The sequence below is a fragment of the Ruegeria sp. Ofav3-42 genome (assembly GCF_022347725.1).
In the GTDB taxonomy this organism is placed as follows: domain Bacteria; phylum Pseudomonadota; class Alphaproteobacteria; order Rhodobacterales; family Rhodobacteraceae; genus Ruegeria.
On sequence record NZ_JAKRGB010000002.1, the window covers coordinates 417,367 to 436,854 of the forward strand.

The window sequence follows — 19,488 nt, forward strand, 5'->3', positions numbered from 1 at the left end:
TTTTCAGCTTCTTTTTTCGATTTGCCGATAGCGTTCCGGGTGCGGGCCAAAAAGTTCGAGCATGAGTTCGTACTTGATGCGGTTTGCGCTGACCTGCCGGTAGAACGCGATCAGGAATGCCGTGGGGCCCTGAATTCGACCAAGCCCGCTTGTGGCGGCAACAACTGTCCCGACATCCGTTTTCCCGTTCAGCACCAGATAACCGCCCAGCATCAGGACGCCGACGGTTCCCGCCCCGTTGATGACGCTGAGAAGAAACTTGGCGGACAGCTTCCACAGGAACATCCTGCGCCGGGTCTCAAAAATATCGTCGAACAAGGCATCGACTTCTTTCGAGACCGCGTCGATGTCTTCAACCGTCAGCTTGTCGGTTGCGCCCCTAAGGATACGGACGCGTTCGGCAACAAAGACGTTCACCTTACGCTGCGAGATCAGCACGATGATGATTTGGGGGACGATCATCGAAAAGGCGATCATGCCCAGACCCGGTTGAGTTGAAGAGATATAGCCGATCACGCTGATCAGGGTTCCGATCTGGACCACTGGATCTGAAAATGCGCCGCCTGCGAATTTGCCCAGCTCTTCCGCTTCGGCCGAAATAGCGGTGCTCATCGTGCCTTTGCGAACGTCCTCGCCAGCCGCCTTTATATCTGACGCGCGCACCAACAATCGCTGTCGGATCAGTCGGATCACGTCCTCGCCCAGCGTTCCGGCGCGATATCCCAGAAGCCATTTCAAGGCGAGGCTGAGCAGAATGACGGATATCATTCCTGTGCCCAAATAGATCAACTTGTCCGTGCTGACATTGTCGGCGGTGAGGTGGTTGATGATATCGCGCTGAAATTCCAGCGGAACGGCCGCCAGACCCGCGATAGCAATCGACAAAACGATGAGAATGATCTGCCGGCCAGCGCTGGCGCGCCAGATCGCTCTGTATAGCTGGAACATAGGTGAATCCGGATTTCTGAGTTCAAGCCAGTGTGACAGCGCGCCGGGCTATATTCAAACCTGACGGCAGACACCGGTGGGACCGCCGTGCCGGTTCGGCAACATGTTAAGGATCTAACCGCAAGGTGGCACCATCGGCCTGCATCTCATCCCCGACGCGGTCCAGGCGCAGATAAGCGATCGCGTGGCCATTGGACTGGGTGAACAAGGTTCCGGCCGGTTTTCCGTTCAACGTAATAGCGGTTCCAACGGCGGCAGACCCGGTGATGCTGACACTGCGCAGGCCCTTGCGCAGCTCCGTCTTGTGCTTCATCCGAGCGGTGACCTCTTGCCCGACATAGCAGCCCTTTTTGAAGTCCACGCCGTTCAGCGCCTCGAACCCGGATTCCAGGATGTAACTGTCGGGGGTCAGTTCGATGCCCGTTTCAGGAATGCAGTGGCGCACGCGAATTGCATCCCAATCGGTGCCATCATCGCTTTCTGACTCAGTTGTGTAAGCCCGCCACCCCATTTCAGGGTGGCGCGGGTCGGGCAGGGCGCCTTCGGGAACTGGGCCGCTGCCTCGCTGCAGGTTCAGGCCGCTATCCTCGATGCGCACATCTGCGCGCAATTTGTACATGCCTAACCGTTTGGCCAACCCGTCTGCCAGATCCTCAGCCACGTCCAGCAGAACCGTTTCGCCATCGCGTTTGAGAAAGAAATCCGCCAGATACTTGCCCTGAGGGGTCAGCAAGGCCGCATAGACCAGCCCGTCTTTCAAGCCGTCGATATTATTGGTGACCAGACCCTGCAAAAAGCTGTCTGTGTCCGAGCCGCTGAGGCGCAGAATACGGCGATTGGGCATCTGAGTTGTCCTCGTCTTTTCCTCGGGCCTCGTGATATAGGAGTTTCCGCTGCCATGACCAGAGGGTTTCCGCCGTGCCTGCGCCGATTAGCATCGTAATCCCGACCCTGAATTCGGGTGAAACGCTTCCCGCGACCCTTGGCGCCTTGATGGAGGGGCTGCACGCCGGGCTGATCCGTGAATTGATCGTCACCGATGGCGGGTCCACGGATCAAACGCTGGAAATCGCTGATGAGGCAGGGGCTGAGATCGTAACAGGGCCCGCCTCGCGCGGCGGGCAGTTGCGCCGAGGGTGCGCTGCGGCCAAGGGTGAATGGCTGCTTGTTCTGCATGCCGACACCATTCTGCAGGAAGGGTGGAGCAAGGTCGTTGGCGACCACCTTAGATCCGGCGATCCGGCAACGTTTCGGCTGGCGTTTCGGTCCTCCGGCTTCGCGCCCACATGGGTCGCCGGTTGGGCCAACCTGCGCAGCCGTCTGTTTGGTCTGCCGTATGGAGATCAGGGTCTGCTGATCCCCCGCGCTATGTACCAGAAGGTCGGAGGGTACCGCGACCAACCTCTGATGGAGGACGTGGCACTGGCCCGCAGTTTGTCGGGTATCAAATTGCTGCCCTGTCGGGCCTTTACGAGTGCGGATCGGTATGAGCGGGCGGGCTGGATGCGTCGCGGGGCGCGGAATCTGTGGACGCTGACCCGGTATTATCTGGGGGTAGATCCCGAGCGGCTGGCGCAGGACTATCGGCGCTGAGCGAAGCGTGCAGCTCGACAATGGATTTCCCCAATCGGAAGGGTGCCGCAAAACTGACCAGACAGAGGGCGACGATCTGCAACACCAGAATATGCGCGTTGGCCTGCAGGTATTCCCATTCGTCCTTCAATTTGCCGACTTGTTCGACCAGATCGTCATAACTTTGGGCCAGGATCAGGTAATCTCCGGCAATCGCGGGCACCTTGCGGCGCATGTTGTCGATAGCGGCCTGAGTCATGTCATCCAGCGTGGTGAAGACAAGGAACTGGTCGATGTTGAACGCATCAGCCTTGGCGGCCATTGCGCGCATTTCATCCTGTTCGTCTTTTGCCTGACGGCCAAACAGAAAATGCAGCCCCTGCAGCGGAGCAACCTCGTTTGTGACGGCGATAAATAATGGCAGGTCCGCATTGCTGGCGGTAGAGGCGGACAGGAATTCGACCTTGTCGCACAGCACCGCAGTATCGGGGTCAAAAGCCGGATCGCAGAACCGGAGCCGAAATCGTGCCGCATCGCGGTCAAAGGCAAGCGTCGCGGCATAAGCGACGTCGATCTGCCGATCCAATCGTGAACTGTCCGAGGTGTAAAGCCCCGCCAGAACTGCCACTAGCGCACCCACGCCGCCCAGCACGACCCAGACCAGATCGGCAAGTTTCCATGCGCGATGCCCTGCGGGTTTACGGAACAGAAAGGCGGTGCCAATCGCCCCCAGCAGAAAGAAGAGGATCAGCAGAGGCAGCTGGTTGTCGGTCACGAAACTCATGACATCAAAGTGACGGCGCGCCATGCGACTGGCAACACTCCTCACGTTCAGTTGTTCCGTTTGGCTGGAAAAAGGTGTTATGAGCCCGAGCTTTGCCCGAACTTTCGGAACAGCTTGGTGCGGTCAAACGCCTGTTCAAGCTCGTCTGTACGTTCCTTGACCGAATCCCAAAGTCTTTCCTGCACTTCGGCAATGACGCATTCCATCAGGACCAGAATGGACGCCATCGAATCCCAGGCCGACGGCACAGCGATACGCGCGGCAAAGGTGTGTTTGGCCAGCCTGTGAATGGGCGAGCGCCATTGATCCGTGAACAACACGATCTCGGCTTCGCGTTCATGGCACAGTTGGCCGATCAACAAGGATGAGTTCTCGTAACGGCGGACGTCCAGCGCGACCAGCACATCATCTTTGCGCACATCCAGCAGGTCATGGGTCCATGACGCCGCAACGGGCAGTAGACGTACATCGGGACGGATCATCTGCAGGTGCAGATACAGGTACTGCGCCAGCGTGCCGGTGATGCGGCCGCCGGTAATGAAGATGCGCCGGTCGGGATCACATAACAGGTTGCAGAAACTGTCGAATTCGTCCGGGTCGACCTCATCAATGGTGCGTTTTTGATTGGCCAGTGTCTGCTGAGAATACCGGTTCAGAATGTGTTCTTCGGGCAGGTCATTCTGCCAGAGATCGCGTTTCGCGACCGGTCCCGAGATCATCTCTTTCACCTCGCCCCGTAAGGCGGCCTGAAACTGCGGATAGCCGTCAAATCCGGTTTTTTGCAGCATGCGCGCGACGGTCGTTGTTGAAACCGACGCGGCGCTGGCCAGTTCGGTGATGCTGCCAAGGCCCGCCATTGGGTAGTCGTCCAGCAGAACGCTGACCAACTGTCGTTCGGAGGGGGTCATTTTTTCTTTATGAGCCAGCAGCCTGTCCGTCACCCGCACTCAGCGTTCCTCCTGCATACGTTCGACCCTAGTGTGAATAATTTTTCAGCAGGATCAAGTGTGGTGGATTTTGTACAGGAAAATTATTGACAGGTTAAGGTCGTATGTGGAAATTTTTCCACACGCATCTTTAATGGAATCGCAGGGCGGTATTTTGGACTTCGGAACAGTTGTTCACACGGACATGGCGGATGGTCCTTTTTCAGTGGTGTTGGTTTGCGAACACGCGTCCAACCGCATTCCTGAATATTTGGGTGATATGGGTTTGTCTGCCGATGCCTTGCAGAGCCACATCGCTTGGGACCCGGGGGCCTTGGCTATTGCAAAGCTGATGGCCGAGCGCATGCAGGCACCATTGGTGCATGGTGGTGTATCGCGGCTGGTCTACGACTGTAATCGCCCACCCGAAGCTGCTGGGGCAATGCCCGTGCGCAGTGAGGACTATCAGATTCCGGCCAATGCCGACATGTCCGATCAAGAGCGCAAAAGCAGGATCGAAGGCATCTATAAGCCTTTTATCGCGGCATTGGCCGGTCTGATCGCCGACAACCGGACCGCGCTTGAGCTTATGGTGACGATCCACAGTTTCACTCCGGTCTACCATGGCCAAAGGCGCGAGGTTGAACTGGGCGTTCTGCACGGCGTGGATGACCGGTTTGCGCAGGCAATGATGGTGTCGACGCCTGATGATCCGCCCTTTGTGATCCGTTTGAACGAGCCGTATTCGGCCGCCGATGGGGTTGCGCACACGCTGGATGCCCAGGCTCTGCCGCATGGCTTGCTGAACGTCATGATCGAAATCCGGAACGACCTGATCCAAACGCCCGAGCAGCAAGAAGCGATGGCTGACTGCCTAGTGCCGTGGATCGTGCAGACCCTTGCGGAGTTGAAGAAAGGGGGAGCGGCGTGATCAAAGCGATGGTGTCATATGTGCGGATCGTTGATGCGATAAATTACCGGATCGGGCGTGTCATGATGTGGGGCCTGTTCGTGATGATGGGCATCCTGCTTTGGTCCTCGATCTCGAAGACGTTCTTCCTGCCATCGCTTTGGACGCTGGAAATGGCGCAGTTCGCGATGGTGACCTATTACATCATGGGTGGCCCTTATTCGATCCAGATGGGTTCGAACGTGCGGATGGACCTGTTCTACCACAACTGGAGCCCGCACCGGAAAGCCTGGTTCGATGCGATCACCGTTCTGCTGCTGATCTTCTACCTGGGTGTCTTGTTCTATGGCGGGCTTGGTTCCACGGCCTACAGCCTTGGCTACTGGGGCGATGAACCGGTTTTCTACTTTTTCGGTCTGCTAACCGGCAGTGAGGAAATCGGGCGGCTTGAACGCTCATCAACCGCGTGGCGCCCCTACATCTGGCCGATCAAAACCATCATGGTGTTCGGCTTCTTCCTGATGCTGCTGCAGGCGATATCGGAATTTTTCAAAGACATAGCCCGGATCAACGGGCAGGAAATCGGGGTCTCACGGGCATGAGCCAGGAATATATCGCCATCTTCATGTTCGCGCTGATGATGCTGATGCTGTTTACAGGTCAGCGCGTTTTTGGAGCGATTGGTGCAGTTGCAACAATCGCGGCACTGGCGCTGTGGGGCACAGGCGGGCAGGACATTACATTCTCGGCCGCGATGAAGCTGATGAAATGGTATCCGCTGCTGACGCTGCCGATGTTCATTTTCATGGGCTATGTGCTCAGCGAGAGCCGGCTGGCCGATGACCTTTATCGGATGTTCCACGTCTGGATGGGGCCGGTGAATGGTGGTCTGGCCATCGGCACGATCGGGTTGATGGTTTTGGTCTCTGCCATGAACGGCCTTAGCGTCGCGGGCATGGCCATCGGTGCAACCATCGCGCTGCCCGAGCTTTTGCGGCGCGGCTACGACAAGACGATGGTGACAGGGGTCATTCAGGCCGGGTCCAGTCTTGGTATTCTGGTGCCCCCATCGGTGGTTCTGGTTCTATACGCGATGATCGCGCGTCAGCCTGTCGGGCAGCTGTGGTTAGCGGGTATCGTTCCGGGTTTGCTGATGGCCGGGATGTTCATCCTGTACATCTGGATCCGCTGCCGCATTCAGCCAGAGCTCGGCCCTGCGATGCAAGACGCACATGAAGTGCCACGGGCCGAGAAAATCCGGCTGCTCGGGGCAGGGGCACTGCCGCTGATCATCTTCGCGGCGATGATGGTGCCATTTGTGAATGGCTGGACCTCACTGGTCGAAAGCTCGGCCATCGGCGCGCTGACCGCATTGGCCGTGTCCGTCATCAAACGTCGCATGACCTGGAAGATTTTCGAGGACTGCACCAAGCAGACGCTTGCCATTTCCTGCATGTTCATGTGGATCATTCTGGCCGCTCTGGGCTTTGGTGCGGTGTTTGATGGTCTGGGCGCGGTGAAAGCCATCGACAATCTGTTCACCGAACAACTTGGTCTGTCGCCGTGGATGATCCTGATTCTGATGCAGCTCAGCTTTATCGTCATGGGGACGTTCCTGGACGACACGGCCATGCTGGTGATTGTTGCGCCGCTCTATGTGCCGCTCGTCGGAGCGCTGGGCTTTGACCTGATCTGGTACGGGGTGCTTTACACCGTCACCACTCAGATCGCCTATATGACGCCGCCCTTCGGCTATAACCTTTTCCTGATGCGCGCGATGGCACCGCCCGAGATCGGGTTGAAGGACATCTATACCTCGATCTTCCCCTTTGTCGGGGTGATGGTCCTGGCCCTCACAATCATCATGATTTTCCCGGAAATCGCGCTTTGGCTGCCCGGATATGTTTATGGAAACTAATAAGAATGCCCGGCAAACGGGCACAGAAACTTTAACGGAGAGGAAATTGACATGACGACAAGACGTAAGTTTCTGAAAACAGCCGGTGTTGGCGTTGCAGCCGCACCGCTGGCGACGCCCGCGCTGGCGCAGAACACAATCACATGGCGGATGCAGACCTATGCCGGTCCCGCTCTGGCCGAGCACGTGATTGATCCGGCCATCAAGATGTTCAACCAGATTGCTGGTGATCGGATGCAGATCGAACTGTTCTACGCCGATCAGTTGGTTCCTACGGGCGAACTGTTCCGTGCGATGCAGAAGGGTACAATCGACGCGGTGCAGTCGGACGATGACTCGATGGCGTCGCCGACCGAAGTCACCGTGTTCGGCGGATACTTCCCCTTTGCGTCGCGCTATTCGCTCGACGTGCCGGTATTGTTCAACCAGTGGGGCCTGAACGAAATCTGGGACGAGGAATACTCCAAGGTCGGCGTCAAGCACATCAGCGCCGGTGCATGGGACCCGTGCCACTTTGCGACCAAGGACCCGATCAACTCGCTTGCAGACATGAAAGGCAAGCGCATTTTCACCTTCCCAACGGCGGGCCGGTTCCTGTCGCAGTTCGGCGTCGTGCCAGTGACCCTGCCATGGGAAGACATCGAAGTCGCGGTTCAGACCGGCGAGCTGGACGGCATCGCATGGTCGGGCATCACCGAAGACTACACAGTTGGCTGGGCCGACGTGACCAACTATTTCCTGACCAATAACGTGTCGGGCGCATGGGCGGGTCATTTCTTTGCCAATATGGACCGTTGGAACGAACTGCCCGAAGATCTGCAGACCTTGTTCAAGGTGTGCTGTGATCAGTCGCACTATTATCGCCAGTGGTGGTACTGGGGTGGCGAAGCCAACCTGCGTGTCAACGGCACCAAGATGCAGCTGACCTCCATCCCGGACGAAGAATGGGCAACCGTCGAGGAAGCCGCAGTGAAGTTCTGGGACGAAATCGCCGCGGAATCCGAGACTAAGGCGAAAGTTGTCGACATCTTCAAGCGCTACAACGCCGAAATGCTCAAGGCCGGTCGGCCTTATCGTTACGGCTGATAAGCGAAATCCCGACGCGAGGGGCACTCCTTGCGTCGGGATTAGACATCAGGAAGCAACATCATTTATGTTCACATCTGTTCCAGAAATAGAACGAATAAGCCGGATGCACACATGGGCGCATCGGTTGATAGAGGTGTGAAGATATGGCTATCGCGAGCTTTTTGATTGAGATTTTTGCGGCAACCATGTTGCTGCTGTTTGCCGTGCGTTTGGTGCGTACCGGTATTGAACGGCGCTTTGGTGCTCTGTTCCAGTCGATCCTGACGCGCCACTCCAACAGCTTCGTCGCGGGCGGGGCGGGGATGGTCCTGGCCACGATCCTGCAAAGTTCAGCTGCTGTGACGGTCTTGCTGACCGGCTTCGCCGCAGCGGGGATGGTGACGTTTGGGATGGCTCTGGCGGGTGTGCTGGGCGCCGATCTGGGCGCCGCACTCGTCATTCAGGTTCTGTCCTACGATCTGGGCTGGCTTCAGCCCGCATTGTTGGCGTTGGGCGGTTGGCTGTACCTCAAATCCGAAAGGTCGAATGTTCGGCTTATGGGACGGATCGTTCTGGGCGTCGCCTTCATTCTGATCTCGCTCCAATTCCTGCGCGAAGCGGTTGAGCCGATCCGTGAAAGCGCGTTTCTGCCTGCGATTGCAGGATATCTTGAAGCCGACTATTTCAGCGCCTTTATCGTCGGTGCGGTACTGGCTTTTGTCATGCACAGCTCGGTTGCGACGATCCTGATGTGCGTTGCCCTGGTTCAGATCGGCGCGATCCCGTTCGCCGCGGGATTGTCTCTGGTTTTGGGGGCAAACCTCGGTTCGGCCTTTATCCCGATCTGGCTGACGCGAGATATGACCGTCACAGCCCGACGTATTCCGCTGGCCAACTTGCTTCTGCGGGGCACCGCAGCCCTGGTGATGCTGATTGTCGTCAACGTCGCCGGTTTGCACGACGCGCTATTGGTGACAAGCGCAGCGCAGTCGCTGATCTTCGCGCATATCGGGTTTAATCTTGCAGTTTTCCTGGTAGCGACGGGATTTGTGAACCAGTTGGAACAGCCTATGGCCCTTCTGCTGGCAGAACCCAAAGTCGAGAAGAATGCGTTGGATCAGTTCTCTGATGCGCTTACGCCGCTGGGGGATCCCGGCGGTTCGAGGGCCAGCGTTGCCATGTCGTCCGTGCGCCACGAGCTGTTGCAGATGATCACGCAGGTCGAACGTATGTTCCGCCCAGTGCTGGATATCTACGAGCAGGATGACAGTGACGCGATTTCAGCGCTTTGGCAGCAGGACGAGCGGGTCAATACGCAATTGACCGAAATCCGCCGCTTTGTCGCGCGTATGCCCCGGCAGAACATGAGCAAAGCGCAGATAAAAACCGCGCGGGGACTGGTGGAATACGCCATCCGACTTGAGGCAGCGGGCGATGTCGTCTCAAACCGGATGACACGTACGGCGCAGATCAAGCACACGGAGCGTACCGAGTTTTCGGCGCAAGGTTGGAAAGAGCTGACGGATCTGCATTCGGCAATTCTGGAAAGCTTCTCTTTGGCGCGGCATGTGCTTTTGGTTGACGACATGGATTGTGCCCGTCGGCTGGTGCTGGACAAGGCCGAGGTCAAACGGATGTCGCGCGATAGCCGCAAGGCGCACCTGAAACGGCTGGAGCGCGGACAGACCGAGAGTTTTCAGTCCAGCGACCTGCATTTGGAAACCCTGCGGTCCATGCGCGATCTGCACGGGCACATCGCCGCCATCGCCTATCCGATCCTCTACAAAAGCGGTCAGGTTCTGGAGACGCGCCTGGTTATGGAAATGGACAAGGAAGCTGCCGATGACTGATGGCAGACAATCGAAATCGAGGTCTCTCTGAGTGACAAAGGATACTAAAGATGGGCAATGATGCGATTTTGGCCGATCTGAAAGCCAAATTCGAAGCAGGCGAGGTCGACACGGTTCTGGTCTGTATGGTGGACATGCAGGGCCGCCTGATGGGCAAACGTTTCCACGCCGGACACTTCGTGGCAGGCGCGTGGGAAGAGACGCATTGCTGCAACTATCTGCTGGCCACGGATCTTGAGATGGCCACACCGGACGGTTACTCCGCGACCAGTTGGGAGCGCGGTTATGGCGACTATGTCATGAAGCCCGACCTCAGCACCCTGCGCCCGGTGCCCTGGCTGGAGGGCACGGCGATGGTGATGTGCGATGTGCTGGATCATCACACGCATGAGGAGGTGCCGCACGCGCCGCGCTCGATCCTGAAAAAACAGGTCAATCGTCTCAAGGCCATGGGTTATGACGCGATGTGTGCCACCGAACTGGAGTTCTTCCTGTTCGAAAAGAGCTTTGACCAGATTCGTAAGGAAGGCTTCCGGAATCTGGAGCCGATCTCGGGCTATAACGAAGACTATCACATCCTCCAAACCACCAAGGAAGAGCATGTGATGCGCCCGATCCGCAACCATCTGTGGAATGCGGGGATACCGGTTGAGAACTCAAAGGGTGAGGCCGAGACCGGGCAGGAAGAGCTGAACATCAAATACGCGCCTGCCATGGACACGGCCGAGTATCACTCGATCGCCAAAAACGCGGTGAAAGAGATCGCGTGGCAGCACGGTCATGCGGCGACGTTTCTGCCGAAATGGCATCACGACAAGGTCGGCAGTTCGAGCCACGTGCACCAGTCGCTTTGGGCCGATGGCAAGCCTGCCTTCTATGATGCGGCGGATGAACTGGGCATGTCCGCGCTGATGAAAAGCTACATGGCAGGTCTGCTGAAATACGCAGGCGATTACACCTATTTCATGGCGCCCTACATCAACAGCTACAAACGGTTCATGAAGGGAACCTTTGCGCCCACGCGGATCATCTGGTCGGTCGACAACCGCACTGCCGGTTTCCGTCTGTGCGGGGATGGGACCAAGGCGGTTCGGGTTGAATGCCGGATACCGGGCTCGGACATGAACCCCTATCTGGCGATGGCCGGAATGCTGGCGGCCGGGATAGCAGGCATAGAAGAAAGTTTGGAGCTGCAGCCGCCGACTACGGGCGACGTGTATCAGGGCGAAACTGGCATGATCCCGGGCAACCTGCGCGCCGCGCGGGATGCGTTGCATGGATCGGCCATGTTGCGTGCAGCCATGGGTGATGAGGTTGTTGATCACTACACTCGCGCGGCTGAGGTCGAGATCGAAGAGTTCGAGCGTGTGGTGACCGATTGGGAAGTTGCGCGCGGATTCGAGCGTGCGTGAGACCGGGTTAGGCTGGGGGCTCTGCCCCCAGACCCCCGAGGTATTTTGGGCCAGATGAAGCAGGGGATCCTGTTTCTTTCGGAAATGGAGTGAATATGGGGCAGATGTTGCAATGTGTCTCGCCGATCGACGGATCGGTTTATGCGGAACGTGAGGTGCTGTCGCGTGGGGCTGCGTTTGAAGCCGCAGCTCGCGCAAGGGCCGCACAGGCCGAATGGGCTGCGCGTCCTCTGCAGGAGCGGATCGATCTTGTGATGGCGGGCGTGGCGGCCGTTGGCGCGATGAATGATGAGATCGTGCCCGAGCTGGCGCACATGATGGGCCGCCCGGTGCGTTACGGCGGAGAGTTTGGCGGCTTTAACGAGCGCGCCAGCCATATGGCAGAAATTGCCGAGGCGTCTCTGGCCGAAATCGCGGTCGGTGAGGATGAGACTTTTAAGCGTTACATTAAGCGCATCCCGCACGGCGTGGTTTTTGTGGTGGCGCCATGGAACTACCCTTACATGACGGCGATCAACACAGTGGCCCCGGCATTGATCGCGGGGAACACTGTGATCCTGAAACATGCCACACAGACGCTGCTGGTGGGTGAGCGTATGGCGCAGGCGTTTCATTCGGCGGGTGTGCCCGAGGATGTGTTCCAGAATGTGTTCCTGAGCCATGACGTGACCAATGACCTGATCGCGGGAAATGCGTTTGATTTCGTGAATTTCACCGGCTCGGTCGGTGGCGGTCAGGCGATGGAGCGTGCGGCGGCGGGTACGTTTACCGGTGTTGGCACCGAGCTGGGAGGTAAAGATCCCGGTTATGTCATGGATGACGCTGATCTGGATGCAGCCGTTGATACTCTGATCGACGGGGCAATGTTCAACTCGGGTCAGTGCTGTTGCGGGATCGAGCGGATTTACGTCCATGAAAGCCTATACGATGATTTCGTTGCCAAGGCGGTTGAGGTCGTAAAGGGTTACAAGCTGGGCAATCCGCTGGACACTGAGACGACAATTGGTCCGATGGCCAATGTCCGGTTTGCCGATGAGGTGCGCGCGCAGATTGCCGAGGCTGTCGAAGCCGGGGCAGTAGCCCATATCGACACCTTCCCTGAGGATGATGGTGGCGCTTACCTGACGCCGCAGATTCTGACCAACGTCTCTCATGACATGCGCGTGATGCGGGATGAGAGCTTTGGACCGGTGGTTGGCATCATGAAAGTGTCGTCAGATGAAGAAGCCATCGCTCTGATGAATGATAGTGAGTTCGGCCTGACCGCTAGCCTGTGGACCCGCGATTTGGACCGCGCGGCACGTGTGGGCGACGCCATCGAGACCGGCACCGTGTTCATGAACCGCGCGGACTATCTGGACCCCGGCCTCTGCTGGGCAGGCTGCAAGAACACTGGGCGCGGCGGCGGTTTGTCCGTCATCGGCTATCACAACCTGACACGTCCCAAATCCTACCACCTGAAAAAGGTTACAGGCTAAGGGCACCGGCCTGCTCTGGACAGCCCCCCTCGCCAGAGCAGGCCTCAAATCACAAAGGAAAACCTGACATGTCACTCGTTGGAAACTGGTCGTACCCGACCGCGATCAAATTCGGGGCAGGGCGCATCAAGGAACTGCCCGAAGCCTGCGCGGCTGCGGGCATGAAAAAGCCTCTGCTGGTCACTGACAAAGGGTTGGCCGACCTGCCGATCACAACGCAGACGTTGGACATAATGGAGGCCGCCGGTCTGGGCCGTGGACTGTTCAGCGATGTGGACCCGAACCCGAATGAAAAGAACCTGGAAGCCGGCGTGGAAGCCTACCGCGCGGGTGGCCATGACGGGGTGATCGCCTTTGGCGGTGGCTCGGGGCTGGATTTGGGCAAGATGGTCGCCTTCATGGCGGGGCAGACGCGTCCCGTCTGGGATTTTGAGGATATCGGCGACTGGTGGACCCGCGCAAATGCAGACGCCATTGCGCCGATCATCGCGGTGCCTACGACCGCGGGAACGGGTTCCGAGGTTGGCCGCGCCAGCGTCATCACCAATTCCGAGACGCACGCCAAGAAGATCATCTTTCACCCCAAGGTTCTGCCATCGGTGGTGATCTGTGACCCCGAGCTGACCGTCGGCATGCCCAAGTTCATCACCGCCGGTACCGGGCTGGATGCCTTCGCACACTGCGTCGAGGCGTTCTCCAGCCCGCACTACCACCCGATGAGCCAGGGCATTGCGCTGGAAGGCATGCGGCTGGTTAAGGAATATCTGCCGCGCGCCTACGCGGATGGTAGTGATATCGAAGCCCGCGCTCAGATGATGAGCGCCGCTGCGATGGGTGCAACCGCCTTCCAGAAAGGGCTGGGTGCAATCCACGCAATGAGCCACCCGGTTGGTGCTGTGTTCAACACGCATCACGGTACAACGAATGCCGTCTGTATGCCTGCGGTTCTGGAGTTCAATGCCCCGGCCATTGCAGACCGTTTCCAGTCGGCGGCTGCCTATCTGGGCATAGACGGTGGTTTCGACGGGGTCCGTGCTTTTGTGCAGTCATTCAATGACTCGCTGGGGATCCCGGTCAAACTGTCCGAACTCGGCGTGACCGAGGATGCGATCCCGGAACTGGTGCAGGGGGCGATCATTGACCCGTCCTGCGGCGGCAACCCGATCAAGCTCACTGAGGATAATCTGACCGACTTGTTCAAAGCCGCGTTGTGATCGGTTCACCGCTGTGCAAGTAACGTAACCGGCCCGTTTCTCGGGCTGGTTTTCTCTGTGCGAAAGGTTGGGACGTGACCCCGTTTGTCATAGCCATCATTTTGACGGCCGCGCTGTTGCACGCAGTGTGGAACGCGATTGTCAAAACCGCAGTCGATCGGACCACGACACTGGGGCTGGTCGCGCTGGGTCATGTCATCCCCGCGACAGCGATGATCTTGCTATTGCCGCTGCCCAGTGCCGAGAGCTTTCCGTACATCCTGATCTCAACCGTCGTTCATTTCGGATACTACTACATGCTGGGCAAAGCCTATCAGCATGGAGACCTGAGCGTCGTTTACCCGATAGCGCGTGGTATCGTGCCCGCGCTGGTCTCGCTATGGGCGATGTTGCTGGTGGGCGAGGTGCTGCCTTTGCAGGCTTGGGGTGGGATCGCGCTGATCGCGCTCGGTATCCAGCTCAGCAGTTGGAAGGCCTTGCGGTCCGGCGTCGGGCGCTGGGCCCTGGGGTTTGCGGTGGGCACTGGCTTTTGCATATCGGTTTATTCGGTCGTGGACGGTATAGGCGTGCGGCTGTCCGGCAACACGCTCAGCTACTGGGCCTGGGGCGCATTCCTGCACCTGTTCATCGCCGGGTTCGTCGGCATCAAAAAGCGCGACACCCTGGCCAGCCTTCCCGCCAAGACGTGGATGATCGGCATTTTGGGCGGGCTGGTGTCGATGACAGCCTATGGCCTTGTGCTTTATGCCAAAAACTTCGCCCCGCTGGGCGCGGTTTCGGCGCTGCGCGAGACTTCGGTCATTTTCGCCGCACTGATCGGGTTCGTTTTCCTGAAGGAAGGCAACTGGATGCGTCGGCTGGGGGCTGCTGTTCTGATGGCGTTTGGTGTCGCACTGATCGGCATGGCTGTCTGATCCGGACGGCCTTGCCGCTTGCGGCCTTCGTCTCGCATAGTGGGTGCGAGTGACGAGGGAGCGTTTTGATGACCAAAGAGATTGTTCTGATCCATGGGGCCTTTGCCGGTCCGTGGTGCATGCAAGACTACGCCGACTTCTTCCGCGCGCGCGGCTGGACGGTTCACACCCCCGCGCTGCGCTATCATGGCGGAGATCCCAAGGCCGAGCCCGATCCGGGGCTGACCGACACCAGCGTCCTGGATTACGCGGATGACATCGCGGCTTTTGTGCAGGGTTTGGGCAGCAAACCTGTGCTGCTGGGCCACGCCATTGCAGGCGTTGTGGCGCAGCAGGTGGCCTCACGCGGGCTGGCCAGCGCCATTGTCCTGATCAACCCCAACGCGCCGTGGGGGACGCTGCCCGAAACCGATGACGAACGCGCCATCCCGCGCGCGCTGATGGAGAGTGGGGCCTTCTGGAAACAGCCCATGCGGGTCGAGTTCGACCTGATGACCCCCTTCGCGCTGAACAAAATGCCCGAGGCGCAGCAGCATGAGGTCTTCGACCAACTGGGCGCAGAAAGCGGGCGTGTGATGTTCGAGATGTTCTTTTGGATGTTCGACGACCACCACGCGATGAAAGTGGATATCGACAAAGTCGACTGCCCGGTCTTGATCGTCTCAGGGACCGAGGATCGTGCGGTAAACCCCGATACCTGCCGTGCCTTGGCCAAGCTGTACGGAGACCGCGCGACCTTCATGCCGGTCAAAGACCACGCGCATTTCCTGTTCATGGAGCCGGGCTGGGAACAACCCGCTGGACAGATCGCGGACTGGCTGGACGAGAAGTTGGGCTAATTCGCCCATCCACTCAGTTCAGCGATTGACATGAATACCGCTCTCCGGTTTCCACTTCATGACGCCATCGCCGCCTTTGATACAACGCAACAGATGTTCTTCGCGCGTGCTGGACGTTTCGGTCACGGTGTTGTCGCCATGGAGCACAACAAAGGCGTCCACCGAATACGCCAAGCCGTTGTAGTAGCAGAACCGTAACTCTGCCCCGACCGGAATAGGCGATGCGCCGATCAGTGACTGCTGCGCGCTCGCCTGGCTGGCCAGCAAGGCAAAAGCCAGCCCGAGGGTTATTGATTTCATGTCGTCCTCCCGTTCGAAATTTATGTTCGTTCAAATTGGGTCTTGGACGCTCGGAACTTTGAGCGTCGGTCTTGGATGACGGATTGAGCGCAAGTGTGAACGGGATCAACGGGTTAGGCAAGGGGGGTGTTTGGGGGCGCTTGTGGGGGCGCCCCGAGCTATCCGTCTTATGCTTGCTGAAAAGTATTAAGAAAGCGCCTGATCAGTCCCTTGTGTGGATGCATCCTGCCTGTACCATGCAGGCGCAAATCTCGGGATGATTGTTAGTATAATTGGAAGGATGCATACGCCGTCATTCCAGAGCTCAATTAGTACTGACTGAGCGAATTCGGCTAATTTAGTTAATAAATTCCCGGTTTTTGTGTTAAATTCGGCCATATTTTTTGGAATTTTGTAGGAGAAAGTTATGTTTGTACTTTCCAGAAGTGGAAAAAATGTCCCGGCTGAAGTTCAACGCTGGCAGTATTTTCTGAGAAAACAAGGTTTTTCGCAGGTCGGTCCCATAGACGCTTCTTTTGGGGGTAATACTGAACTAGGGACAAAAATGTTTCAGGTTTCTATCGGTTTAAAACCCAACGGTAAAGCAGACAAGAAGACAATTTCGGCTGCAGAAGGATACGGCTATCGAGTTTTGAATAAGGACTATTACAAAGAAAGAGAAAGTTTGAGCTGGCCACCCAAGCCAAGTAGCTTGAAATCTCCATCCAATAAATGGAGAAATAAACTCTTTGATTGTTTTGAGTTTATTCAGAGGCCATTGAACATGCGCCCTGACAAAGAATCAATCGTAATCAAAGGAAACTGCTCTGATAGCGTTAATGACTGGGAAGACGAGTACATAATTAACTTGTCTGATGATAGGTTTCAGTTTGTCGACGGGTATAGGGGGTATATTCGTTGTCACAGATTTGCTGCATCTGCATTGACCGCGCTACTTGATAAATGGGAGGAAGAAAGCCTGTTGCATTTGGTACTTAACTACGCAGGATGCTTTGTTCCGAGGTACAAAAGAAATCAAGCGCCTAGCGGAACCAGCGGACACTCGAAGCGTAGAAGCAGGGACGTAGATGAGCTAAGCAACCATTCTTTCGGGTCGGCGATAGATATTAGTACAACGTGGAATTGGATAGGTGAAACCCCTGCGCGTTGTGGACGAAAAGGGTCTATACGTGAGCTTGTCGATTCAGCAAACAATATTGGGTTCTACTGGGGGGGGCACTACAATGGAACAAAGGATGGCATGCACTTTGAATTAACAAAGTTATAGTTTTAGAAGCTCTCAAACATCCAACTCCTCCACGAACCGCGCGTTCTCCTGAATGTACTGGAACCGCAGTTCGGGTTTCTTGCCCATCAGGCGCTCGACCAGATCGCCGGTCTCACCGGGTTCGTCCTCGTCGATGGTGACCCGGATCAATTTTCGGGAATTGGGGTCCATCGTAGTCTCTTTCAGGTCCTTGGCGTCCATTTCGCCCAGACCTTTGAAGCGCGAGACGTCGATCTTGCCTTTTCCGCCCAGACCCTTCTCAAGCCACTCGTCGCGTTCGGCTTCGTCAAGGCAATAGACGCGTTTCGCCCCTTGCGTCAGGCGGTACAAAGGCGGGCAGGCGAGGTACAGGTGGCCCGCGTCAATCATCGGGCGCATCTGGGTGAAGAAGAACGTCATCAGCAGCGAGGCGATATGCGCCCCGTCCACATCCGCGTCGGTCATGATGATGATCTTGTCATAGCGCAGGTCGTCGACGTTGAACTTGGTGCCAAGGCCCACACCCAGCGCCTGCGTCAGGTCGTTGATCTCGGCATTGGTGCCCAGCTTGGAACTGGCTGCGCCCAGCACGTTCAGGATCTTGCCGCGCAGGGGCAGCAGAGCCTGTGTCTTGCGGTCACGGCCCATTTTGGCGGACCCACCCGCAGAATCGCCCTCAACGATGAATAATTCCGTGCCGTCGCGTGTTGAACTAGAACAGTCCACCAGCTTGCCGGGGAGACGAAGTTTCTTAGTGGCGGACTTGCGTTGTGTTTCCTTCTCGGCCCGTCGGCGCAGACGCTCCTCAGCCCGCAGGATGAGGAAGTCCAGAATGGCGCCGGCGGATTTCGTGTCCGCGGCCAGCCAGTTATCGAAATGGTCGCGGACCGAATTTTCCACCAGTCGCTGAGCCTCGACCGTAGCAAGGCGATCCTTGGTCTGGCCCACGAATTCCGGCTCGCTGATGAAGCACGACACCAGCGCGCAGCCACCGGTGATCAGGTCATCACGCGTAATCTGACCGGCCTTCTTGTTGTTGATCAGTTCCCCATAGGCCTTGATCCCCTTGAGGACTGCGGCCCAGAACCCGGCCACATGGGTCCCACCTTCAGGCGTGGGGACGGTGTTACAGTAGGATTGGATGAATCCGTCGCGCGAAGGCGTCCAGTTGATCGCCCATTCGACCTTGCCGGGGGTGCCAAACTTTTCGTTGAAGTCCACGGTGCCGGCAAAGGGTTGCTCGGCATAGGTTGAGGAGCCGTTCATCGTCTCCTTCAGGTAGTCCGACAGGCCGCCGGGGAAGTGAAAGCTGGCCTCGGTTGGGGTCTCGCCGTCATCGATGGCGGATTTCCAACGGATTTCGACGCCCGAGAACAGATAGGCTTTGGAGCGGATGGATTTGAACAGTCGCGCGGGTTTGAACCGGTGATGGCCAAAGATTTCTTCGTCTGCGTGGAAGGTGACGGTGGTGCCGCGCCGGTTGGGCGCTGCGCCAACCTTTTCCACGGGGCCCAGAGGAATACCGCGTGAAAATCGCTGTTCGAACAGCTGCTTTTCGCGGGCCACCTGCACGACCATCGAATCTGACAGGGCGTTCACCACGGACGCACCCACGCCGTGCAGACCGCCCGAGGTCTGGTACGCTTTGCCCGAGAACTTACCACCCGCGTGCAAAGTGCACAGGATCACTTCAAGCGCTGATTTGTCGGGGAACTTTGGGTGCGGATCGATCGGAATGCCGCGCCCGTTGTCGCGCACGGTCAGGGCGTAGTCTGAGTGCAGTTCCACCTCGATCCGGTTGGCGTGGCCAGCGACCGCTTCGTCCATCGAGTTGTCGAGGATTTCGGCGACCATATGGTGCAAAGCGCGCTCATCGGTGCCGCCGATATACATACCGGGGCGTTTGCGGACCGGTTCCAGACCCTCAAGCACCTCAATGGAAGAGGCGTCATATGTAGCGGTGGCGCTGGGTGTCAACAGATCGTCGGGCATGGGTGCTGCTCTTGTTTTTCGGTTTGGTCCCATTATGGCAGGTGATGTGTCCGGGGGAAAGAGGGGCGCGAGGTGTTGTGGGTAAATGGGGTGATCGAAGGGGAGGCCGAAAATTTG

At 57.7% G+C, this 19,488-nt stretch carries 17 protein-coding genes and 1 pseudogene; 12 read left to right on the forward strand and 6 right to left on the reverse strand.

The annotated features are described in order from the left end of the window. Nucleotides 1-3: 3 nt before the first annotated feature. Both MHN28_RS04835 and MHN28_RS04840 read right to left on the reverse strand, forming a co-directional pair. Nucleotides 4-948 (reverse strand): ABC transporter transmembrane domain-containing protein, encoded by a 945-nt coding sequence (locus MHN28_RS04835; protein ID WP_239336572.1) that lies wholly within the window; start codon nucleotides 946-948, stop codon nucleotides 4-6. Between the two features lie 106 nt (nucleotides 949-1,054). Next, nucleotides 1,055-1,792, reverse strand: a complete 738-nt coding sequence (locus MHN28_RS04840; protein WP_239336575.1) for a folate-binding protein YgfZ — start codon at nucleotides 1,790-1,792, stop codon at nucleotides 1,055-1,057. Nucleotides 1,793-1,866: 74 nt separating this feature from the next. On the opposite strand from MHN28_RS04840, the gene MHN28_RS04845 reads away from it, so the two are divergent. Then, nucleotides 1,867-2,541, forward strand: coding sequence for a TIGR04283 family arsenosugar biosynthesis glycosyltransferase (locus MHN28_RS04845; RefSeq protein ID WP_239336577.1), 675 nt, complete (start codon nucleotides 1,867-1,869; stop codon nucleotides 2,539-2,541). Between the two features lie 10 nt (nucleotides 2,542-2,551). Here MHN28_RS04845 and MHN28_RS04850 read toward each other — a convergent pair. Together MHN28_RS04850 and MHN28_RS04855 are read right to left on the reverse strand one after the other, a co-directional pair. Next, nucleotides 2,552-3,304 (reverse strand): annotated as a pseudogene (locus MHN28_RS04850) (hypothetical protein); the annotation flags it as partial. A 77-nt stretch (nucleotides 3,305-3,381) separates the two neighbouring features. Next, nucleotides 3,382-4,251, reverse strand: coding sequence for a MurR/RpiR family transcriptional regulator (locus MHN28_RS04855; protein ID WP_370645654.1), 870 nt, complete (start codon nucleotides 4,249-4,251; stop codon nucleotides 3,382-3,384). Between the two features lie 133 nt (nucleotides 4,252-4,384). Between MHN28_RS04855 and MHN28_RS04860 the strand changes: the two genes are divergently transcribed. The 10 genes from MHN28_RS04860 (at nucleotide 4,385) to MHN28_RS04905 (ending at nucleotide 15,833) form a co-directional block, all read left to right on the forward strand. Next, entirely contained in the window at nucleotides 4,385-5,161 is a 777-nt protein-coding gene (locus MHN28_RS04860; RefSeq protein WP_239336583.1) for an N-formylglutamate amidohydrolase, read from the forward strand. Next, nucleotides 5,158-5,742, forward strand: coding sequence for a TRAP transporter small permease subunit (locus MHN28_RS04865; protein ID WP_239336586.1), 585 nt, complete (start codon nucleotides 5,158-5,160; stop codon nucleotides 5,740-5,742). Before MHN28_RS04860 ends, MHN28_RS04865 begins: the two co-directional genes overlap by 4 nt. Continuing rightward, nucleotides 5,739-7,058 (forward strand): TRAP transporter large permease subunit, encoded by a 1,320-nt coding sequence (locus MHN28_RS04870; RefSeq protein ID WP_239336597.1) that lies wholly within the window; start codon nucleotides 5,739-5,741, stop codon nucleotides 7,056-7,058. The genes MHN28_RS04865 and MHN28_RS04870 overlap by 4 nt, the downstream gene beginning before the upstream one ends. Before the next feature lie 51 nt (nucleotides 7,059-7,109). Beyond that, the gene (locus tag MHN28_RS04875; RefSeq protein WP_170417601.1) at nucleotides 7,110-8,144 is read left to right on the forward strand and encodes a TRAP transporter substrate-binding protein; all 1,035 of its coding nucleotides are present in this window, start codon (nucleotides 7,110-7,112) and stop codon (nucleotides 8,142-8,144) included. A 146-nt stretch (nucleotides 8,145-8,290) separates the two neighbouring features. Next, nucleotides 8,291-9,976, forward strand: coding sequence for a Na/Pi cotransporter family protein (locus MHN28_RS04880; RefSeq protein WP_239336600.1), 1,686 nt, complete (start codon nucleotides 8,291-8,293; stop codon nucleotides 9,974-9,976). Nucleotides 9,977-10,026: 50 nt separating this feature from the next. Further along, complete coding sequence (locus MHN28_RS04885) at nucleotides 10,027-11,388, forward strand: glutamine synthetase family protein (RefSeq protein WP_239336603.1); 1,362 nt, start codon at nucleotides 10,027-10,029, stop codon at nucleotides 11,386-11,388. A 95-nt stretch (nucleotides 11,389-11,483) separates the two neighbouring features. Further along, nucleotides 11,484-12,866, forward strand: a complete 1,383-nt coding sequence (locus tag MHN28_RS04890) for an aldehyde dehydrogenase family protein (RefSeq protein WP_239336606.1) — start codon at nucleotides 11,484-11,486, stop codon at nucleotides 12,864-12,866. A 68-nt stretch (nucleotides 12,867-12,934) separates the two neighbouring features. Next, a complete protein-coding gene (locus MHN28_RS04895) occupies nucleotides 12,935-14,080 on the forward strand; it encodes an iron-containing alcohol dehydrogenase (protein ID WP_239336609.1) in 1,146 nt (381 codons plus the stop codon). 74 nt (nucleotides 14,081-14,154) lie between these two features. Beyond that, complete coding sequence (locus tag MHN28_RS04900) at nucleotides 14,155-14,994, forward strand: DMT family transporter (protein WP_239336611.1); 840 nt, start codon at nucleotides 14,155-14,157, stop codon at nucleotides 14,992-14,994. A gap of 68 nt (nucleotides 14,995-15,062) precedes the next feature. Continuing rightward, nucleotides 15,063-15,833 (forward strand): alpha/beta hydrolase, encoded by a 771-nt coding sequence (locus MHN28_RS04905; RefSeq protein WP_239336615.1) that lies wholly within the window; start codon nucleotides 15,063-15,065, stop codon nucleotides 15,831-15,833. An 18-nt stretch (nucleotides 15,834-15,851) separates the two neighbouring features. Here MHN28_RS04905 and MHN28_RS04910 read toward each other — a convergent pair whose 3' ends face one another. Further along, a complete protein-coding gene (locus MHN28_RS04910) occupies nucleotides 15,852-16,133 on the reverse strand; it encodes a hypothetical protein (RefSeq protein WP_239336618.1) in 282 nt (93 codons plus the stop codon). Nucleotides 16,134-16,539: 406 nt separating this feature from the next. Between MHN28_RS04910 and MHN28_RS04915 the strand changes: the two genes are divergently transcribed. Then, a complete protein-coding gene (locus MHN28_RS04915; protein ID WP_239336621.1) occupies nucleotides 16,540-17,400 on the forward strand; it encodes a M15 family metallopeptidase in 861 nt (286 codons plus the stop codon). 12 nt (nucleotides 17,401-17,412) lie between these two features. On the opposite strand, the gene parE is transcribed toward MHN28_RS04915, so the two are convergent. Then, nucleotides 17,413-19,371 carry a DNA topoisomerase IV subunit B gene (parE, locus tag MHN28_RS04920; RefSeq protein WP_239336624.1) on the reverse strand — a complete coding sequence of 653 codons (1,959 nt, stop codon included), beginning with the start codon at nucleotides 19,369-19,371 and terminating at the stop codon, nucleotides 17,413-17,415. Nucleotides 19,372-19,488 lie beyond the last annotated feature (117 nt).

What these genes read in the sequence shown, in the direction of transcription:
- MHN28_RS04835 (WP_239336572.1), bottom strand. Translation starts at nt 948, where the DNA reads ATGTTCCAGCTATACAGAGCGATCTGGCGCGCCAGCGCTGGCCGGCAG.
- MHN28_RS04840 (WP_239336575.1), bottom strand. Translation starts at nt 1,792, where the DNA reads ATGCCCAATCGCCGTATTCTGCGCCTCAGCGGCTCGGACACAGACAGC.
- MHN28_RS04860 (WP_239336583.1), top strand. Translation starts at nt 4,385, where the DNA reads ATGGAATCGCAGGGCGGTATTTTGGACTTCGGAACAGTTGTTCACACG.
- MHN28_RS04870 (WP_239336597.1), top strand. Translation starts at nt 5,739, where the DNA reads ATGAGCCAGGAATATATCGCCATCTTCATGTTCGCGCTGATGATGCTG.
- MHN28_RS04875 (WP_170417601.1), top strand. Translation starts at nt 7,110, where the DNA reads ATGACGACAAGACGTAAGTTTCTGAAAACAGCCGGTGTTGGCGTTGCA.
- MHN28_RS04880 (WP_239336600.1), top strand. Translation starts at nt 8,291, where the DNA reads ATGGCTATCGCGAGCTTTTTGATTGAGATTTTTGCGGCAACCATGTTG.
- MHN28_RS04885 (WP_239336603.1), top strand. Translation starts at nt 10,027, where the DNA reads ATGGGCAATGATGCGATTTTGGCCGATCTGAAAGCCAAATTCGAAGCA.
- MHN28_RS04890 (WP_239336606.1), top strand. Translation starts at nt 11,484, where the DNA reads ATGGGGCAGATGTTGCAATGTGTCTCGCCGATCGACGGATCGGTTTAT.
- MHN28_RS04895 (WP_239336609.1), top strand. Translation starts at nt 12,935, where the DNA reads ATGTCACTCGTTGGAAACTGGTCGTACCCGACCGCGATCAAATTCGGG.
- MHN28_RS04905 (WP_239336615.1), top strand. Translation starts at nt 15,063, where the DNA reads ATGACCAAAGAGATTGTTCTGATCCATGGGGCCTTTGCCGGTCCGTGG.
- MHN28_RS04910 (WP_239336618.1), bottom strand. Translation starts at nt 16,133, where the DNA reads ATGAAATCAATAACCCTCGGGCTGGCTTTTGCCTTGCTGGCCAGCCAG.
- MHN28_RS04915 (WP_239336621.1), top strand. Translation starts at nt 16,540, where the DNA reads ATGTTTGTACTTTCCAGAAGTGGAAAAAATGTCCCGGCTGAAGTTCAA.
- parE (WP_239336624.1), bottom strand. Translation starts at nt 19,371, where the DNA reads ATGCCCGACGATCTGTTGACACCCAGCGCCACCGCTACATATGACGCC.